Source organism: uncultured Anaerobiospirillum sp. (genome assembly GCF_902485895.1).
In the GTDB taxonomy this organism is placed as follows: domain Bacteria; phylum Pseudomonadota; class Gammaproteobacteria; order Enterobacterales; family Succinivibrionaceae; genus Anaerobiospirillum; species Anaerobiospirillum succiniciproducens.
The window spans coordinates 39,517-59,585 of the sequence record NZ_CABTML010000007.1 but is presented as its reverse complement, the minus strand read 5'-3'; the positions used below and the strand labels follow the sequence as shown (position 1 = coordinate 59,585).

Annotated in this window: 13 protein-coding genes and 1 tRNA gene; 7 read left to right on the top strand and 7 right to left on the bottom strand. The window is 44.1% G+C overall.

Annotation, left to right across the window (positions count from 1 at the left end; translation table 11 throughout):
- Positions 1–129 precede the first annotated feature (129 nt).
- Positions 130–1,401 carry an O-acetylhomoserine aminocarboxypropyltransferase/cysteine synthase gene (locus tag RDO37_RS00580; RefSeq protein ID WP_308497750.1) on the bottom strand — a complete coding sequence of 424 codons (1,272 nt, stop codon included), beginning with the start codon at positions 1,399–1,401 and terminating at the stop codon, positions 130–132.
- Between the two features lie 468 nt (positions 1,402–1,869).
- Between RDO37_RS00580 and RDO37_RS00575 the strand changes: the two genes are divergently transcribed.
- Entirely contained in the window at positions 1,870–2,268 is a 399-nt protein-coding gene (locus RDO37_RS00575) for a hypothetical protein (protein WP_273325660.1), read from the top strand.
- Between the two features lie 159 nt (positions 2,269–2,427).
- Here RDO37_RS00575 and RDO37_RS00570 read toward each other — a convergent pair whose 3' ends face one another.
- From RDO37_RS00570 to RDO37_RS00560, 3 genes are all read right to left on the bottom strand, one after another.
- Positions 2,428–2,703, bottom strand: a complete 276-nt coding sequence (locus RDO37_RS00570; RefSeq protein WP_308497749.1) for a hypothetical protein — start codon at positions 2,701–2,703, stop codon at positions 2,428–2,430.
- Between the two features lie 104 nt (positions 2,704–2,807).
- Positions 2,808–3,083, bottom strand: a complete 276-nt coding sequence (locus RDO37_RS00565) for a hypothetical protein (protein ID WP_303074713.1) — start codon at positions 3,081–3,083, stop codon at positions 2,808–2,810.
- Positions 3,084–3,381: 298 nt separating this feature from the next.
- Positions 3,382–6,246: a valine--tRNA ligase gene (locus RDO37_RS00560; RefSeq protein ID WP_308497786.1), complete on the bottom strand. Its 2,865-nt coding sequence runs from the start codon at positions 6,244–6,246 to the stop codon at positions 3,382–3,384.
- 919 nt (positions 6,247–7,165) lie between these two features.
- Here RDO37_RS00560 and mltG point away from each other — a divergent pair.
- From mltG to RDO37_RS00530, 6 genes are all read left to right on the top strand, one after another.
- Positions 7,166–8,455, top strand: a complete 1,290-nt coding sequence (mltG, locus tag RDO37_RS00555; protein WP_308497748.1) for an endolytic transglycosylase MltG — start codon at positions 7,166–7,168, stop codon at positions 8,453–8,455.
- A 309-nt stretch (positions 8,456–8,764) separates the two neighbouring features.
- Positions 8,765–9,436: a dTMP kinase gene (gene tmk, locus RDO37_RS00550; protein ID WP_308497747.1), complete on the top strand. Its 672-nt coding sequence runs from the start codon at positions 8,765–8,767 to the stop codon at positions 9,434–9,436.
- A gap of 65 nt (positions 9,437–9,501) precedes the next feature.
- Entirely contained in the window at positions 9,502–10,659 is a 1,158-nt protein-coding gene (locus RDO37_RS00545; protein WP_308497746.1) for a hypothetical protein, read from the top strand.
- 206 nt (positions 10,660–10,865) lie between these two features.
- On the top strand, positions 10,866–12,026 hold the full coding sequence (gene lptF / locus RDO37_RS00540; protein WP_308497745.1) for an LPS export ABC transporter permease LptF: 1,161 nt from the start codon (positions 10,866–10,868) through the stop codon (positions 12,024–12,026).
- A 2-nt stretch (positions 12,027–12,028) separates the two neighbouring features.
- Complete coding sequence (gene lptG / locus RDO37_RS00535) at positions 12,029–13,099, top strand: LPS export ABC transporter permease LptG (protein ID WP_308497744.1); 1,071 nt, start codon at positions 12,029–12,031, stop codon at positions 13,097–13,099.
- Between the two features lie 284 nt (positions 13,100–13,383).
- Positions 13,384–13,470, top strand: a tRNA-Leu gene (locus RDO37_RS00530).
- A gap of 495 nt (positions 13,471–13,965) precedes the next feature.
- Here the strand turns inward: RDO37_RS00530 and RDO37_RS00525 are convergent.
- The 3 genes from RDO37_RS00525 to glnD all read right to left on the bottom strand — a co-directional run bounded on the left by RDO37_RS00525 (position 13,966) and on the right by glnD (position 19,825).
- Positions 13,966–14,436, bottom strand: a complete 471-nt coding sequence (locus RDO37_RS00525; protein WP_027939210.1) for a hypothetical protein — start codon at positions 14,434–14,436, stop codon at positions 13,966–13,968.
- 1,265 nt (positions 14,437–15,701) lie between these two features.
- Entirely contained in the window at positions 15,702–16,538 is an 837-nt protein-coding gene (gene dapD / locus RDO37_RS00520) for a 2,3,4,5-tetrahydropyridine-2,6-dicarboxylate N-succinyltransferase (protein WP_027939211.1), read from the bottom strand.
- A gap of 638 nt (positions 16,539–17,176) precedes the next feature.
- Positions 17,177–19,825 carry a [protein-PII] uridylyltransferase gene (gene glnD, locus RDO37_RS00515; RefSeq protein WP_308497743.1) on the bottom strand — a complete coding sequence of 883 codons (2,649 nt, stop codon included), beginning with the start codon at positions 19,823–19,825 and terminating at the stop codon, positions 17,177–17,179.
- Positions 19,826–20,069 lie beyond the last annotated feature (244 nt).

Here is a 20,069-nt window from a genome sequence, read left to right as displayed (position 1 = left end):
TAATACGCATAACACGCCATCTAAGACGTGTTATTTTGTGTAGTGGTTCTGTTTGAGCCTTGTACTTGGCCTCTTAGTGAAGCAATACTTGGCTAAATTATTTGTTTTAGATTCTAAGTTTAACTAGTGCTAGACATGCTCAAGTGCCAGCTTAAGATCAGCAATGATATCGGCAACATCCTCAAGACCAACGGACAGACGAATTGTGCCAGGCTTAATGCCGCAAGCTTCAAGCTGCTCATCAGTAAGCTGACGGTGTGTTGAAGTGGCAGGATGAAGAACGCATGACTTGATATCGGCTACGTGAACCTTAAGGTCGATAAGCTTGAGACTATCAATAAAGCGAGCACCTGCATCACGACCACCCTTGATATCAAAAGAGATTACGCCTGAGCTGCCTTTCTTCAGATACTTTTGGGCCAGTTCATAATCTGGATGATCTTCGAGGCCTGGGTAGTATATAGATTCGATCTTGTCATTACCTTTTAAGAACTTAGCAACTTCTAAAGCATTAGAGCAGTAGCGATCCATTCTTAAAGGTAAGGTCTCTAAACCTTGGTTGATATAAAAAGCGTTCTGCGGGCTTTGTAAAAAGCCAAGATCACGGATGAGCTGTACACGAGCTTTAACGATATAAGCTGCCTTACCAAAGGCCTCTACATACTTGCATCCATGATAGGACTCATCAGGCTGAGCAAACTCAGGGAATTTATCCTTGTGAGCTAGCCAATCGAAATTGCCAGAGTCAACTACTACGCCACCTATGCTTAAAGCATGGCCATCAATGTACTTAGAGGTGGAGTGCATTACGATGTCTGCACCGTACTCAATTGGACGGCATAAGTAAGGGGTAGCAAAGGTATTGTCGACAATTAAAGGTACGCCATGGTCATGAGCGAGCTTAGCTATACGCTCAATATCTAAAACGCGAGTAGATGGGTTAGCAATGGTCTCTGAGTAAACGGCTTTAGTGTTTGGACGGAAAGCCTTTGACAACTCTTCGTTAGGTAATGACTCATCAATAAAGCTTACTTCTACACCAAAACGCTTTAAGGTAACGGCCAGTAAATTAATACTACCGCCGTAGAGGTTGGAGCAGGCGACAATGTGGTCACCTGACTGCGCGATGTTCATAATGGACAGGAACACGGCGGCCTGTCCTGATGATGTACAGATTGCACCAACACCGCCTTCTAAAGCGGCGATCTTTTGCTCAACACTATCCACGGTTGGATTAGCTAAGCGACTGTAGAAGAAGCCTGCAGCCTGCAGATCAAAAAGCTTAGCAACTTGTTCAGTGGTGTCGTATTTGAAAGTTGTACTCTGTACGATAGGAAGGGCACCTGGTTCACCGTTCTTTGGCTGATAACCTGCGCGAAGACATTTAGTTGCAAATTCCATGAGATTTATCCTTCTTTGCAATTGATTGCCAATGTAAGTTGCGCACGCGGCACTGACAATAGTCAGTTCAGGTAAGCCGATAACCTTACGGTTTGTGCTCTAAATCATGTCTCAATAATATGCACCTCCATCACAAGCTCACAAGGATAGAACTATGGTTTTAGCTATTTCGCACTAAATTTGAGCCAAAAATAGGGCGCTAAACCATAATGGCCAGCATATTGCGCACTTATGGGGAGATATTTAGCATCTAAACGTATTGCCTTACAAAACTTTGCATAGCTGTAAAGCCATAGTACATATAAGCTGTAGTGCTGTATTGAATGTGCATTGAGTAGCCATATTGATACAGGCTGCTCTCGTATACGGATGCTAGGAAGGATAGGTTAGTGATCTTGTGCAGCTAAGATTAGGCTGTAGATCTTGAGTTATGCTATTCATTACTCATTTAGAATGTTGAGGTGTTTTATGATTCTTTCTAAAAAGATCGTGTCGCTTGTGCTAGGTAGTTCTATGGCTCTTGCTGCTACACTGCCAACTATGGCAAGTGCCGCTGTAGATCCTTGTGCTTTGTTCTACAGCCTAAAGAAAGATGCCTCATATGATGTAGTCAAGGTTCAAGTACTAGGCGTGCAAAATGGTGTGGCAGGAGTGATGATCTTAGGCTTGCCTAAGCGCGTCAATGTAAGCCTTAACGGCATGGATGTATCACGCTTAAAGAACGACAGCAGACCGATTCAGTGTGGTCGCGAGCAGGTAGGTGAGCTTTCCTCATACGATCTGCGATCTCTTGGCATTGATGCAGGCTACTTTGAGGTTCAATCTGGCTCATTATCTGACGGAATGTCAGTGCAGATTCCGCGTTAATCTCAAGATCTTGTAAAGAACTAAAATTAAAGATCATGACCTTGAGAAGTGCTTGAACTTAAGGTCATGATCTTGGGCTTCAGAACATAGTTGCTGCATCAAAGATGCTACACATGTTCTTGTGGATAGAGGCTTGAATGGTAAGTAGCTATGCAAGAGCTATTCATCTAACCATTCAATTTCATGTTCGACTTCCCAGAATGTTTTGCCATCAAAGATAGGTGCTTTTAGAAAAGCATCTACACCCTCATCACAAGTAATAACATCGCATTCCCAGCGATAGTTGCAAGGTGGAAAACACTCCATTATTTCCATGTGCCATTTATCGTTCTTAACATAGCCTTGATACCAGAACTTTTGTCCTCGAAACAAGAAAGGTATGTCTTGACCACTGTAGACGATTTCAATGAAATCGTTAGGATCGCCGTTAATCATAATGCTACCCTCCTAAAATTGTTTGCTAAGTTTTGTACGCTGCATCTAAGATACTAGGCGCGTTCTTGTGGATAGAGGCTTGAATGGTAAGTTGCTAATAGCAGCTATTCATCTAACCATTCAATTTCATGTTCGACTTCCCAGAATGTTTTGCCATCAAACATAGGAGCTTTCTGAAAAGCATCACCACAGACTTGATAGTTAACATCATCGTGTTCCCAACGAAGGTTATACGGTGGAAAGCATTCCATCACTTCCATATGGCATCCGCCATTCTTGTTGTAGCCCTGAAACCAGAACTTTTGTCCGCGAAACAAGAAAGGTATGTCTTGGCCACTGTAAACGACTTCAATAAAATCTTTAGGATCGCCGTTAATCATAATGCTACCCTCCTAAAAATATGGGCTATGCTAGGTATTCATGCCCTTGGCAATTGAGTGCCACTTATCTAAGCTAGTTTTTAGATGATTGTACTAGTTGTGGTGGCAAATATTTGCATAGGATGCTTAAAGTATGCGGTTTGTCACGCATCGAGCTAAAGTATATGCGTGTTTCTCTTGATGATTATGGGGATAAAAAAACGCCGCTACTCTTATGAGTGCGGCGTTTTTTGAGAGCTCAGATCAGTGATGCTGATCTGATGACATTAAGGATAAGGCTTACCCTTACTAATTATGATTAGAGCTTCTTGAGCTCTTCCATCTGAGCGTGCAGCTTAGCAAGTTGCTCCTTGTTTAAAGCAACCTGAGCCTTAGCACCTTCGATGATGTTAGCAGGAGCCTTAGATACGAAAGCTTCGTTCTGAAGCTTAGCCTCACCGCCCTTAATCATGTTCTCGAGCTTTGCAGCCATATCGCCAAGACGCTTGAGTTCCTCTTCCTTGTTGATGAGATCCTTCATAGGAATTAAAACTTCGGCAGTAGCTAATGGCTTAGATACGCATGGAGGCAGAGCATCATCGGAACCTACGAAGGTTGGCTTTTCAATGTTGCTCAGTAAGGTTAAGTAGCTAGTGTGGTTCTCAACGCAGTTCTTCTCAAGATCGCCAGCACCACGGAGCATAACCTGTAAGGTAAGAGCAGGGGATGCCTTCATCTCAGCACGTAAGTTACGTACGCAGGTAATGAAGTCCTTAATCCATGCAATGGACTTTTCAGCCTCTTCGTCGCGCTTGTAGTCGCAAGCACAAGGATATGGGGCAGTCATGATGCTCTTGTCATCGTTCATGCGGCCGAGCATTGGAGCGGTTTGCTGCCAAATGGTCTCAGTGATGAATGGGATGACAGGGTGTGCCATACGTAAAATGGTCTCGAGGACATTTACTAAGGTGTAGGCGGTAGCATCCTTTTGAGCCAGGGTGGCGTTGTCGTCCTTTAAGATAGCCTTAGTGAACTCAAGGTACCAGTCGCAGTACTCATTCCAAATGAACTCGTAAATGGTTGCAGCAACCTGATCGAAACGATAGGAGTTCATGTAGTTCTCAACATTCTCGATGCACTCAGAGAGCTTAGAGAGAATGTAACGATCTGCAAGGCTTAAGTCAGACTCGCTTGGAGCAACTAACTTGTCTTGAGTTACGTTCATGAGTACGAAACGAGAAGCATTCCACAGCTTGTTACAGAAGTTTCTGTAACCCTCAAGACGCTTCATGTCCCAGTTAATATCACGACCGTTGGAGGCTAAGGCTGCTAAGGTAAAGCGCAGAGCGTCGGTACCGTGTGGAGCAATGCCGTCCTTAAACTGCTTGCGAGTACGCTTAGCGATCTTCTCAGCAATCTGAGGCTGCATCATGTTAGCAGTACGCTTAGCAACGAGATCGTCAACAGAGATACCGTCGATCATGTCGATAGGATCGAGTACGTTACCCTTTGACTTAGACATCTTCTGACCTTCCTCATCACGAATCAGGCCAGTTACGTATACGGTGTGGAATGGAACCTGTGAGGTGCCGTCTTCGTTCTTGATGAAGTGCATGGTCATCATGATCATGCGAGCAATCCAGAAGAAGATGATGTCAAAACCGGTAACTAAAACAGATGTTGGGTGGAACATCTTCATAGCTTCGGTATTGTCTGGCCAACCTAATGTAGAGAAGGTCCATAAAGCTGAGGAGAACCAAGTATCTAATACATCCTCGTCCTGAGTGAGCTTAACATCAGCGCTTAAGCCGTACTTAGAGCGAACTTCGTCCTCATCGCGAGCAACGTAGACCTTGCCATTCTCATCGTACCAAGCAGGAATACGGTGACCCCACCACAGCTGACGAGAAATACACCAGTCTTGCAGATCACGCATCCAAGAGTAGTACATGTTGGTGTACTGAGCAGGAACAAACTTGATGCGGCCATCTTCAACAGCCTCAAGAGCTTCCTTGCCTAAGATCTTAGCGCGTACATACCACTGATCGGTGAGCATAGGCTCGATAGGTACGCCACCACGATCGCCAAAAGGCTGGGATAAGGTGTGATCTTCGATGTGGTCGAGCAGACCTTGCTCCTCAAGATCCTTAAGCACGAGCTTACGAGCTTCAAAACGCTCAACGCCGCGATAGGCCTCAGGGATATAGTCGGTAGTCTCAGTAGATGGCTCGCCATTGGTGTCAAAGACCTCAGAGAGATCACGCACAACAGCATCTTCAGTGAAGATGTTAACCATTGGCAGATTGTGACGCTTGCCCACAGCATAGTCGTTAAAGTCGTGAGCTGGGGTGATCTTAACGCAGCCAGTACCGGTTTCCATGTTAGCGTGCTCATCGCCAACGATTGGGATACGACGGCCAACTAATGGCAGAACGATGTACTTGCCGATGAGATCCTTAAAGCGCTCATCTTCTGGGTTAACTGCAACTGCAGTATCACCAAGTAAGGTCTCAGGACGGGTAGTAGCAACTAAGAGGTAGTCCTTACCATCTTGAGTCTTAGCACCGTCAGCTAATGGGTAACGGATGTACCACATTGAGCCCTTAACTTCTTTGTTCTCAACTTCAAGATCAGAGATCGCAGTGCGCAGCTTAGGATCCCAGTTAACTAAGCGCTTGCCTCTGTAGATAAGATCGTCGTCGTATAAGCGAACGAATACTTCTAAAACAGCCTTGGACAGACCTTCGTCCATGGTGAAACGCTCGGTGGTCCAATCAACAGAATCACCTAAACGACGCATCTGAGAGGTAATGGTACCGCCAGATTGCTCTTTCCACTGCCAAATACGGTTGATGAACTCTTCACGACCGAGATCATGACGGGTAAGACCTTCTTCAGCTGCAAGCTTACGCTCAACCACCATCTGAGTAGCAATACCAGCATGGTCAGTACCGCACTGCCATAAAGTGTTATCACCCTTCATACGGTGGTAACGGATCATGGTATCCATGATGGTCTGCTGGAATGCGTGGCCCATGTGTAAAGAGCCAGTCACATTTGGAGGAGGAAGTGCAATGGAGAAAGCTTTCTTAGTAGCGTCTAAGCTTGGCTTGAAGAAGCCGCGCTCTTCCCAGTTCTGGTAAATTTTGCTTTCAAAATTTTCCGGTTGGTATGTCTTGTCCATTTCCATAAATACAGGATCTCGTCGGAATAGGGAAATACAAACTTTGTGTTTGACTATGAGCGAGCCTTCAGACTCCAGCAGTTCGACACTTGATCGTTCTATCTGACTGCAGGCCATGCCCAATGATGTGAGGTTAAGTAACTAACATCCTTGGGCATGGCTTGGCCCGTAAGCGAGCGTGAATATCAGAGCAACCAAGCATAAGCATTAAACTAAAGGCCTTATCAAATCACTAACATGGGTAATGTTATGTCACGAAAGTGAGTGTGAGTTTGAAAGAGCATGGTGCTCAAGGGCCCTTGGTAGGGTCTAATGCTTTGCTGCTACTCAAAATGCGGCTGATTGTATGCCTAGAGCCAAACACAAAAAATATGGTCTAGGATTTTACCCTAAAAGTGCTTTCGTGCGGCGTTTTTGTGCACACAAAGCATGCAAAACATCTTCAAGTGCACCTAAAAGGCCGCTAGGTTAAGATTCATGCACCATGATTTGCCGAATTGAACAGTTAGTTATTTGGCCTGCAAGTGTGATATATATCAGCTTTATGTAAAGTTATGTGATGATAAATGCACCTTAGTTTTTTGCAAAGCTGCATTAGCTTAAGTGAGTTATTATGATGGTGCTTGTGCCTTTAGCTAATGGCTTGATACAGGCACAGTGTTTAGCTGCGGTAACTCACTCGTGGAAAGAGGGCTTAATTTAGGGGGCAATACGCAAATTTTGGCGCATAAAATTGACAAACTCTGTCTAAGTGGTTAATTTTGCGTTTCTATTGCTTAGCGTCGATGAGTAACTTAGCAAGATGTAGTTGCTTATTGTATGTATCGAGCTTTTTCTTAGAGCTAAGGTAGTGAGTGCAGCATCTAAGTTTTTACTTGATGCGTTGACTAAAACAACACTTACCTCAACGGTGGATTGAATGGATCAAAGAGAGCAGCGTGAGGCTATGCTTAAAGCACGCGAACAGGCCGTGCAAGAGTACAGAAGACTCAAAGCAAGAGAGCGCGATCAAAGCCCTCACATCCCTCAAGGAAAGAAACAAGGCATGGGCATTCTTAGTAAGCTTCTAATTGTCTTTTTAATGCTCATTGCAGCAGCTGCAGGTGCTGCTTATTGGGCCTATGATCAGGTTACTAAGGTTAACTCCTATCAAGTTGCTGCAATGGCTGAGCCGTATGTGCTCAAAGAGGGAGCTACTTTAAACTCTGTAGTGCGTGAGCTTGCTGGTAAAGATTTTAATCCATATATCCTGAACGCTTGGGTCAAGATTAATCGCTTTAGCTATCCAGTAATACAGCGCGGTGAGTACGCCGTTGATGGTGTTAAAACTCTGCCACAGCTGCTTGCTGATATGCGCGATGGCAATGTCATCAAGGTACAGCTGCCAACTCTGTCTATGATTGAGGGCATGAATCTGTCCATGATTAAGCGCCGTCTTCAAGCACGTGAGGATGTTGCTCAAGATCCTGAGTTAGATTTGATCCTTAACAAGCCATCTGAATTTATCAAAGTAATCTTAGTTAGAAGCGCATCTGATGAAACCTTGCTGCAGGCAATTGGTGGCACTCATGACTCTTTAGAGGGTCTTTTGATGCCAGCAACTTATGAGTATGAGCCAGGCAAAACTACCTCAGTGCAATTAGTGGCTAAGTCATTAGTTAAGATGGCTGAGTACATGCGTGACCGCTATATCGAGCGCAATATGGAGATCGATAGCATTGCTCCTACTCCATACCATGTACTTATTTTAGCTTCATTAGTCGAAAGAGAGAGCTCCATTGAAAGCGAGCTGCCATTAATCGCAGGTGTTTTTGTCAACCGTCTTAAAAAGGGTATTCGTCTGCAAACTGATCCAGCGGTTATGTATGGCGTAAGTCCTGACTTTAGAGGCCCATTGCGCTTATCTCAATTGCGCAAGGACACTCCTTATAACACTTACACTCGCGCGGGTCTTCCTCCAACCCCAATTGCTATGCCTTCAGCAGCATCAATTGAGGCGGTCTTAAATCCAGCTAATACCAATGCTCTGTACTTTGTGGCACGTGGTCCTGATCCAAAGGAAGGTCATATCTTCTCTGCCACCTTACAAGAGCACAATCGAGCTGTGGCGCAGTATCGTAAAGCTGTCAAAAACTACAAGGAAAAGGCAGCTCAGGCTGAGGCAGATGCACAAGCTGCAGCTGAACTTGGCAATGGTGCTACACAATAGTAACTAAAGTAACCATTGATTGTTAATTGAGCAGCCTAGCTATACGCTAGGCTGTTTTGTATTTATCAAATTACATAGAGTAATGAGCATGGAATCCTTGCATCTATAGCTCTTATCAATGCCTTTTCTCTATAGCCTCTCCACTGTTTTGGCAATTGCAGTTGCTATAAGTTAACAATTAGATTGCACTTAGCTGTAATGTTGTCTCACAACAAGGTAAAATGTGTGATTTTGTGGGTGTTATGAGTTAGATTAGCTTGGCTTTTATTAACTCATAAAGACTTTAAGGCAACATTTTAGGTAGTTGTAATGAGTTCGTCTGGTTTGGATAACAAGGTACAGCGCGGTCTGTTTATTACATTAGAAGGCGGCGAGGGGTCAGGTAAGACCACACAAATAGCAACGGTCAAAGAGTACTTCCAAGCTGCTGGCTATGATGTAGTGTGTACTAGAGAGCCTGGTGGCACTAAGATAGCTGAACGTATTCGCTCCATCCTTTTGACTAAAGAGCACGAAGAAGATCTCTGCTCTATCTCAGAACTGCTCTTAATGTATGCCTCCCGTGCACAGCTGGTTAACACCTTGATTAAACCAATGCTCGAGCAAGGCAAGATTGTTATCTCTGATCGCTTTGACTTATCAACTGTTGCCTATCAGGGCGCTGGTCGTGGCTTTGATTTAGAGACTATCTCTAAGCTTAGAGAGATTGCCATTGGCAACTTCAAGCCTGATTTAACTTTACTCTTGGACGTTGACGTTAAGTTAGGCATGGAACGCGTATTACGCCGTTCTGCTCGCGATCGCTTTGAACAAGAGGCCGAAGAGTTCTTTACTCGCATTCGTCAGGGCTTTAGAGATTATGCTGCTAAGCATACAGATGAGGTTTACCTTATCGACGGCTCATCTGATGAGGCGAGTGTAGCTAATGCCGTACGCGCTGCTTTAGATAAGAAGTTTGCCCATCTTATAAAAGCAAAGTAGGCAAAAAAACAAACACCACTTTAATAGACATTCGATTTCGTTGACTCAATAGATGAGGATAGTACATGCTTCTTGAATGGCTAGAACCATACTACAGGCAGTTTGTCTCTTCAGTTCGCGCTGGACGTATGCCATCCTCAGTGATTATTGCTGGTCACGAGGGCCTTGGCGGCAAACTTTTAGCTCTTGAAATGGCTAAATACGTCCTATGCCATCATCCATCTGAACATGGCCCATGTAATAGCTGTCCATCGTGCTCTAACTTTGCACGTCTTACTAATATGGACTGTAAGGTGGCATACACCTCAAGCACTGATGAAGAATCAAGTGGCTATGACTTTACGCATGATCTGTCTGGCTTGATTGTAAGACCTGAGATTAAACAAGCCCGTACCATGCGCATTGACACCATGCGTAAAATCACAGGCTTTTTAAATGAGTCTGCAGTTGGTGGTTCTCATTACAAGGTAGTAATTATTGCTGGTGCTGAGCTGATGAGCGAGGGTGCTGCTAACGCTATCTTGAAGACCTTTGAAGAGCCAAGTAAGAATAGCCTCATCATCATGCTGACTAAGTCACTTGAGGTCTTATTGCCAACCATTCTCTCTCGCGCCTCTAAGATGGTGATTAAGGATGTTCCTGTTGAGCAGGCTTTTGCCTACCTTATGAATCCATCTAATCAAGTGCCTCCAATCATCCGCCGTGTTGATGGAGATGAGGCTGAGTACAATGCACAATTGCAAGCAGCTAAAGAGCAGTGCGCAGGTTTAAATACACCAATTACACAGCAGCGTGCGGCAATTGCCTTAGCTTTAAGCGCTAATGCTCCACTTTCGGCAATGAAGATGCTCTTAAGTGGTGACGATCTTAAGGCAACTGAGGTGGTAAACGCCTTAGTGCAATCAGTCACTCGCGGTGATGCTTATGAAGTTGAGGTTATGAGTGCACTTAAGGCACTAAGTAATCAGCAGCAAGTGTCACTCTTGCGCACTTTGATTTTAGAAGTGCTCAAGTACAAGGCATATGTTCCTGTAGAGCAATTGCCATTAGTTAACTACTGTGGCGCAACAGTTTTAGAACGTCTGCAGCTTGATAGGCTCTTTGAGGCTATGGAGCTGTTAAAACACATTGAGGATCGTCCTCCTCTTATCCCAGCTCGAGCTCCAAAGGCTCTCATAAGATCATGGCTTAAGGGCTTTAAAGCTGACGCTAATATGATTTAAAGCTGACGCTAATATGCTTTAGGCCACCACGTGGTCAATCAAGCAAGGGCCAGGTAATTAAGCAAACTGTTATACAGCCTGCCAAAGTGCTTAAAGTGCAATTAAGCATAGTGGCTTAGGCTATGAGCTAAACAATTTAACAGAGCAAGCAACGGTGTTAAGCCCTTGCTGTGACTCTAAATAAGAATTTTTCTGTGGATTGAACCGTGAATAAGTTAGACAAGTACCTCTTCAAGGAGATTTTAAAATCACAGTTTGTGGTTTTATTAGTCCTCGTCGTGGCTTTTGCAGGTCAGACTGCAGTAAAGCTGATGACAGAAGTAGCCGTAGGAGCCCTCCCTCCAAGGCTCATTGCTCTGTTCATGTTTTATTCCATGCCACAGTTTTTGACCTATTTGTTCCCGCTGACACTCTATACAGCTGTGATTATTACCTTAGGCCGTATCTGCTCTGACTCAGAAATGGTAGTAATGAAAGCCGTAGGCTATTCATCAAAGCGCATTATGATGGTGGTGCTGTTATTAGGTGTGCTCTCTGCTAGCGCTGTAGGCTATATTTCGCTGACATTATCAGCACAAGCCAGTACTGCAGCTTATGCGCTTGAAAAACAAGCTTTAACTGATCCAGAGTTTTTGCCAATTGAGAGCGGGCGCTTTGTTAACTTTGGTAAATATAACGTCTATGTAGAAGACGTAAATAACAATGGTCGTGATGATAAAGATGTCTCTAACATCTATGTCATTGAGATGGCAGGAGCGGGTGGTCCAACTACTAGTATCACTGCCGCCGACGAGGGCCATATTGCGCTTGATGAAGATGGCGTACGCTGGCTAGAGCTTAAAAATGGTAGACGCTACGAGTATATGCCTGATGGCACTATGCGTAGAGCTCGTTTTGAAGAGTTTAAAGCTCCAGTTTCAGCTAATGTCACTGAAGATGTGAAGATGTATCGTGCGATTACGATGATGAGCACCACTGAGCTTTTAAACAGTGACTCACGCATTGCTAATCTTGAGGCACAGTGGCGTATTTCACCAATCTTAACCACCTTAGTTGTGTGCCTGATTGCTGTACCGCTTTCTATGGTTAACCCAAGACAGGGGCGTTTTGCTCGATTAGCGCCAGCAATCTTAATCTATTTAGCCTACTACTTACTGTTATTGTCGGTACGTAACTTTATTAAGACTGAGAATCTAGGTCTGTATCCTGGCTTATATTTAGTACCGGTACTTTTCATGATATGTGTAGCTCTGCCGCTCAATATGCCAAAGACGTATCTTAAGCATATCCATCAGAGCAAGATTAAAGGATCAGTTTTAGGCATGTCCTTTAAGAAGAGTAGCGATAAAGATGGTGAGGACAAATAAGCATGTTTACCACAATTGATCGTTACATTGGAAAGACAGTGTTGCAGATGATCTTCTTGTGCTTAACGGTGCTGATGATCTTAACTGCTCTGATTACTTTTATTGATAAGTCACGTTATATTGGTACTGGCGATATCGATTTTGTATTTTTAATGTGGTACGTCGTGCTCTTAATGCCAAACATGCTCGTCATGATGTTCCCCGTATCGGTGCTGCTAGGCACGGTTATTGGCCTTGGCATGCTGGCTAAAAGCTCAGAGCTTGTGATCGTACAAAACATGGGCAAATCTCGAATTGATATTGTTCATTCAGCCGGCAAGATGGTAATTCCTCTGGTGCTGTTAGTCTGTGGCATGAGTCAGACCGTCATTCCTGAGGCTGAGCAATATGCGCAGAACACTTTTAATAGCGCTCGTTCCGAGGGTCGTTTGTCACGTACTGGTTGGGGTACTTGGATTCGTGAGGGTGATAGCTTTGTATTTATCACTCGCGTTATGTCCGATGGTTCGATCCATCAGCTCTCACGCTATGACTTTGAGGGCACCAAGCTTACTCGTTACTCCACAGCTAAAACTGGTATCTACAATGCCTCAGAAGGCACTTGGGATATTTTTGACGTTAAGGTTTTTAACTACGAAGATAAGCGTGTATTAAAGCAACACGATACTATGCAAAAGTGGGCTCTGTACATTAATCCAGAGCGTCTTGAGGTGTTTAATCTAAGACAAGGTGAGCTTAATGTCATTGAGCTTTATGACTATATTAAGTACCTAGATGATAATCATATTGATTCAAGCCGCTATCGCATCTCCATGTACATGCTCTTTTTGATGCCTGTCATAGTCATTGTGATGATGCTTTTAGGAGCCTCAGCAGTATTTGGCCCGTTACGCTCTGTAGCTCTGTCTGCAAGAGCTCTATTAGGCATGGCCTTAGGCTTTTCATACTACATTGCCAATCAGGTGCTACCGACGTTCATTGTTAGCATTGGTATACCGCCTATAATTGGCGTGCTCCTGCCATCCATATTCTTTATTGGACTGGCTTTTTACCTCTTAAATCGCAAGGTCTAAGACAAAAAGCTCACACTAAGCTTTCAAAAACTAAGTAGATAAAAGGCACGTCACTCTAGGCATAGCAAAGCTAAGTCTAGAGAAGGAAAGTCAATCTATGCTTATAAGCAGTTGCAAGCTAAGATAAGTTTATGAAGGCTAAGCTATGCTTTAAGTTAATAAGCGCAGCAGAGTATCGTAAAAATACGTGCTTTGCTGCTATGTTTTTAAGCACTAGCGCCCAAGTGAGACGGTTAAAGTGCTTGCAAAGACTCACTAACATCAATATAATTAGCACCCGTGAAGCCAAAGTGGCGGAATTGGTAGACGCAGCGGATTCAAAATCCGCCGCTAGTGATAGTGTATGGGTTCGAGTCCCATCTTTGGCACCACTTCACAAGATTAAGAAGAGCTCCTCAGGAGCTTTTTTTATGCCTGCATGTTGTATCTAGCAAAACCACCAAAGCCGCATTTTCTCAAGCTCTAACTCAGGGCGCTCAATCAAACAGCAAGAGCTATCCAAGAACTCTCACCGCATGTTCAACCAAATACTCTATCAATACTAAGCAAGCTCTCTAGCGCTATTCATATTGTGCTGCAGTAAAGGAGATACAAATCTATCTCTATGAAATGGTTGGCATAAGATAAGAGCAGGGCATGGGCATTTGTGGCTAGGCAAAAGCGAATCTGAGCATTGCAAAACTGAGCAAAGCTAAGCTGCACAAATCTATGAGAGCGAGTGAACTTTTGTGGGGCTTTGGAAGCTGTTTAGCGTATGGTTCAGTGGAAGGCGCTTGTGCTTTAGCTAGGTGGCTTGTTGCTTTTGTCGGAGCAAAAACGACGATGCCGCGCAGAGCGCGGCATCTAAAGAGGGTGCTTGGGGCTTTTTACATTGAGCTCATAATGGTGTAGAAAGCCGCCGTAATGCCTACACAGGCAATAGCTACCACAAGTAGCTGCATTACCATACGCTGATAGGCAATACCTAAGAAGAAGAAAGTGAACATCAACAGTGTGCTGAAGATGATCATAGTAGTGTTCTGGAAGAAGTAGATGAGCAAGGTCAGCATGATGAACAGACCGATTACGAAAGTAATCATGGAGCGACGCTGACGTGCCTCTGCCTCTTGTTTAAGCTTTGCCTGACGCTCAGCCTTAAGCTTACGCTGCTCTAATACCTTGTCGGTTGCAGCCTGGAGCTTGTCGCGGCGCTCTTTAAGCTTTTGCTCTTGGATTTCGCGCATTGATGGCAAACGTCCAGTGCCAGTGCTTGGTGCTGCCTTACCAGCATCAGGAGCTGCTGATTTACGAACTGTTGCAGCTGATTTTGCACCTAAGTTGGCTTTGCTAATGGCCATAATGATAATTGCTCCTAGTAGTAATGCAGTAGGAAAGGCTCTTGCCTAGTGCATCTTCGGTCTTTGATCCTTGAAAAGGCTAGCAAAGATTGCTTATTAAAAACTGATGTTTTCTACCTAAATCTGAGGCCGAAGCTAATTAATGGGTCCAAGCATTACTATATGGTTGCTTGATTCTATCGTTTCTCACTGAAGTTAAGTGAGTTTAACGTAGCCTAGTAGGCTTCAAGATACGAAACTGTTATCACCTATGCTTTTTAAGCATCAGGTCGGTAGGTGTTGCACTTTGGTTTAAGTTAGTAAGTTAGAGCATGGCACAAAAGAAGTGCTATATGACTTATAGATAAAGTCTGGCACGTAAACATTCTCTCTTGATACTTAGTCGTTATCACATACTGCTATGACAAAAGCTCATTAAAAGCAATGTGACAGACTCTCTGCTCTGATTGTATGAAAACCTTATTTAGGCAACAAAGTTTAATACGCACGTGGCGCATAGCGCCTCATATTCTACTCGCAAATAATGCGCATTTGAATACTGTGGCGTATTTTAAACCAGTTGGATCGCTTTTTTAAGGGCTTTATCTTTGACTATACTCAAGTCTTTTGAAGAATTTGAGCTACAGTTTCTCGAATAGAGGGCTTATACATGGCCTCGGTGATGAGAGTAAGTTGTAATATCTAGGATGTAAATAGGCTTGTCAAAACACAAGTTGAATGACAAGTAAGTTGCTAAACATCCTTTGTGTTTGTGAAATGTCCCTAATATGCATCTAAAAGCCTGATTTAATGGCTAAATCCCATGCATTTGCGATTTGTCAAGATAATGATAAACCCATTTTTCATCAAAGACTTACGCAAATTACAACTTAGGTTACTGAGTAGATGCTGCTAACTGTCGCAGATTGTGATGGCATTAATAACAACCAGTTTAAGGCAATTATGATCGAGACTTGAGCAAAATAGGGTCGTTTTGCTGAGTTTGCAGTTCAATAATGGCATTTTGATCTAAAGTTGATCACAAACAAAGATTAATCTCTAATCCTGATCACTTACGAATCATTAAGCGTACCCAAGACAGCTTAGTGAGTGCTGCTTTTCAAAGCGCACGGAATGTAGTGCATGATTTGGAGGTGGTGGCGGTTTGGTGTGGCGGCAGCTATTTGGTTGGGGCTAAAAGCACTGCAGGCTAAGTACAAGTACTTAGCCTGCAGTGGGCACATGAGTTTAGGTTCATGTGCTAGCTTTAGTGAGTGTGTAGCTGATTACTTCTCAGCCTCAGCCTCACGTAATAACTCGTTAAGACCGATCTTAGAGCGGGTCTTCTCGTCTACGCGCTTTACGATAACGGCTGCGTATAAGGAGTACTTGCCATCCTTAGATGGGAGGCTACCGGATACTACAACTGAGTATGGAGGAACCTTACCGTACATGATCTCGCCGGTGGTACGGTCGTAAATACGGGTGGACTGACCAATGAATACACCCATAGAAATTACGGAACCCTCACCGATAACTACGCCCTCAACAACCTCAGAACGAGCGCCGATGAAGCAGTTGTCTTCAATGATGGTAGGACCAGCCTGAACTGGCTCTAAAACGCCACCGATGCCTACGCCACCAGATAAGTGAACGCCCTTACCGATCTGAGCGCATGAACCTACAGTTGCCCAGGTATCAACCATGGTGCCTGAACCTACGCGAGCACCGATGTTTACAAAAGAAGGCATGAGCACAACGTTTGGCTCTAAGAAAGCGCCACGACGAACCACAGCACCAGGAACAGCACGGGTCTGCTCAGCGGCAAAACGCTCAGCGGTGTAACCGTCAAACTTTAAAGGAACCTTATCGTAGTATGCACCGCCAGGAATCTGAGTGAGCTCGTTGTCCTGGAGTTTGAAAGATAAGAGCACAGCCTTTTTGATCCACTGATTGGTTACCCACTCTCCATCGATCTTCTCTGCAACGCGTAATGAGCCATCGTCAAGGCCAGCGATTACGTCGTTTACGGCTGCACGTACGTTAGCGTCGCAATTAGCCATAGTAATAGAGGCGCGGTTTTCAAAAGCGTTATCGATAATGGTCTGAAGTTGCTGTGACATCTTCGGTTCCTCAAGAGTTTAATTCGATTTCAGGTCACGCTTGAGCATGATTTCATGGAAGCTAAAACGAAGTGATCAAGGGGGTGCTGCCATATCTTTAGATCATGCCGCATCAAAATAAGAGCTATCTAAGGTAATTTTGCTGTTATTAATCAACAAGCTACTAGATTGTTTTGCTAATAGTGAACAAACATCTTTTAGATAGTTTTTGATGCTGCGATCGAGGCTCAATATTAGCCCAATGCCTACAACAGTCAAGAAAACATGTCCAAAGCGATACATATTTATCAGGAAAAAGCTCTTTTGCGGTTATTTATGGATCAAGTTAGGGCAAAATTGTGCTAAGTGCATTGCAAAGGTGCATTGTTTGATGAGTGCGTGCAAAAAACATGATTTTTGCACCTGCATAGTGCAAAAGCTGGTGTAGTTGGCGTTGGACTGGTCTTATCCCCTAGCTAGCATGATTGCTAGCTAGAAGATCTTGAGGTTTGAAGATGGCTAAGAGTTTTGAGCTTCGTGGCGGTGAAGCTAATAGGGCTGCTGATGCTGCTACGGTTTCTGATGCGGCTACAGCTTTGCTACGGCAGCTATTGATACTACTGCTAGTGCTTTTGCTGAGGCTGCTAGTGCTGCAGCTATTATTTGGATGACTCTTTAGCCTCTTCAAGAGGCTTAGGGTCAAGAACATCGCAAATAGCATTAGCAAGCTTTTCTTTTGTGCGCTCGCTAAGAGGACGACCTTGTCTATCGGTAACAGAGAAGAAGTCGTCGGCTCTCTCGCCTGTAGTGGTAATTCGCGCAGAGCGAACATACAGCTCAAAGCGGCCAAAGGTAATACCAATTTTTGCTAGCAGACCTGGCTGATCAAGCGTGGTGATCTCAAGGTTAGTAGCCTCATTAGTATGATCTTCAATGTAGTTAACCTGAGTTGGGAGTTTGAAGATCTTGGCATTCTTATTTTGCTGAGCATTAAGCTGATCGATATTAGGCTCTTCACCAATACCATCAAGCAGAGCCTTTCTAATGGAGTGCAAGCGTTCGTTATCAATGCAACCACCTTTTTGTGACAGGAATTTAACTGTGCACAAGGAATGATTGAGCTTGTTGCGAATGAACTGCGCCGCCTGAATATTGAGCTTTTTCTTAGCCAGAATATACGCTAGATAGCCAAAGTTAAAATGCTTAGTCATTTCCTTAGTATGGATAAGTATTTCAGTACCCATACTATCGTGCTGAGCAAAAAGGATCAGCGGTTTATTTTCACCATCGAACTGCAGAATGTTGCGTGTATGCCAAGCAAGTTCAAATGGAGTGTAGTAGATAAAGTAGCTGTGCTTGTAATAAGACCAGTAAGTGCGGATATCTTGCTCGTTCAGATCTCGCATGTACTTAAGCGCTAGCTGTTGGTTTTCGCCAGCATGCAGCTTAATGTCATGTGGCATTTCTAAACCGTGACGTAATGCCTGACGGGTAGAGAAGTACAGCTGCTTGAGTACCTGATCTTTCCATGAGTTCCAGGCACGATCGTTAGTGGCACTGATATCGGTTGCAGTTAAGCAGTACAAGAGATTTAAGTGCTCTTCATCTTGTACACGCTTAGTGAATTCATTAACTACCTGAGGATCATTGATGTCGCGACGCTGTGCGGTTGCCGACATTAACAGATGGTTATAAACGAGCCATGAGACTAAACGAGTTTGATAGAGTGTATAGCGGTGCAGCTGACAGAAGTACAAGGACTCTCCAGCACCAAGCTGAGCATGGTGACCACCTTGGCCTTTGGCGATGTCGTGCATTAAAGCTGCTACTACTAAGATCTCAGGATTGCTCAGCTGTGCATAGACATGTTTAAACAGAGCATGCGCCGGATCATCTGACTTGTTCATCGCGTCGATGCTCTTAATCACGCGAATAGTGTGCTCATCGACGGTGTACATGTGGAACATGTCAAACTGACAGAGGCCTTCAATCTTTTCCCAAGATGGCATATAGGCAGATAAGACACGATGCTCATGCATCAAAGGAAAAGCGATAACGGCAGCTTGTGGAGTCTGCAAAATCGTTTTAAAGATCGCTCTGCACTCTGGAACTTCAACTAAGTAGTTAGTTAAAGAGCGACGCGCTTTTCTTAAAAGACGTAAGCAATTGACGTGTAAGCCGACAACCTCAGGATGTTTATACATGAGGTAGAACACTTCAATCATCTTGCTCTTGTCATTTTCAAACACATCTTGTGCGGTGACATCAATAAGCGGGCCGCGACGGACAAAGTCGTTGTTTAAAAATTGAGTTTCGTCATCACCTAAATGACCTGTAATACGCAGCACCTCAAGCTGCAAGGTCATAGAGTTGAGCTCTCGAATACGACGCAGCGAACGGTATAGATCGCGCATCATAGTCTCAACTTGCTCATTGCTTGTGCCAGTGTAGTTTAATAACTCGGCTACGCTTGGCTGGCAATCAAGGCTTAAACGATTGTCATCTTTAAAGCGTGTGATATGCAGGGCATAACGTACTTGATATAGAACTTCACGAGACTCAATGAGCTCCTCGTATTCTTCTTTGCTTAGAAAATCGAGGACTAACATATCCTCAGGAGTTTTGGCCTGGAAGTGGAAGTTGGCGATCCATTGCATGACATGGATATCACGAATACCACCTGGATTGTGTTTAATATCCGGCTCTAGAGCATATGAGGTGTCTTTGTAGGCGTGGTGACGATCAAGCTCTTCGGCTACTTTAGCGTGGAAGAAGCGCTTGGTGTTCCAAGTACTGTCGTTCTTAATGGTAGTGAGCAGATCATTGTAGACATGGATATTGCCACACAGAAAACGTGTCTCAAGCATGTTGGTGCAGATGGTGAGATCTGCATTAACGTTTTGCAGTGTCTGTTCAATAGTACGAACAGAGGAGCCAATATCTAATTTCAGATCCCACAAGTGGGAGATGAAGGATGAGATGTTCTCTTGTATTTCTTCAGTCGGCTGCTCTACAGAAGCAACGAGTAAGTCGATATCGGATCTTAAGAATAATTCGGCACGGCCATAGCCACCCACAGCTATCAATGTGACGTCATGAGCCTTATCAAGCTTAAAGTGCTTAAAGAGCTGCATGAGCATCTGATCGATGTAGAAAGTGCGGTATTCAAGCAAAGAGGCAACAGCAAAGCCTTGCTTGAAGAACGAAACAAGCTGCTCGTCTAAGGCATTAAGATACTCTCTACCTTGTTTGACATCGGTAAAGTCCAGATCGCTTTTGAACGGCTGTTCTAAAACCAGATTCGCCACGGTTTGTTTGCGCGGCATGCTGATGGGTGTATACATCCTAATCCCCCGACGATCCTCTGCTATTAAAACACTGTTTTGCTTGTAACTAAGTTTTCTAACAAGCCTCAATCTTTTGGGCTAGTAACTAAGTTTTCTAAAAAGCCACAGTCTTTGCGCACTCTAGCTTAACTTAATGGCTCGGCTAGGCTGCATCTTGGTGTGCACTAATAGTGTTGGAGCAACAAGTTTAGATTAGCACACTGCC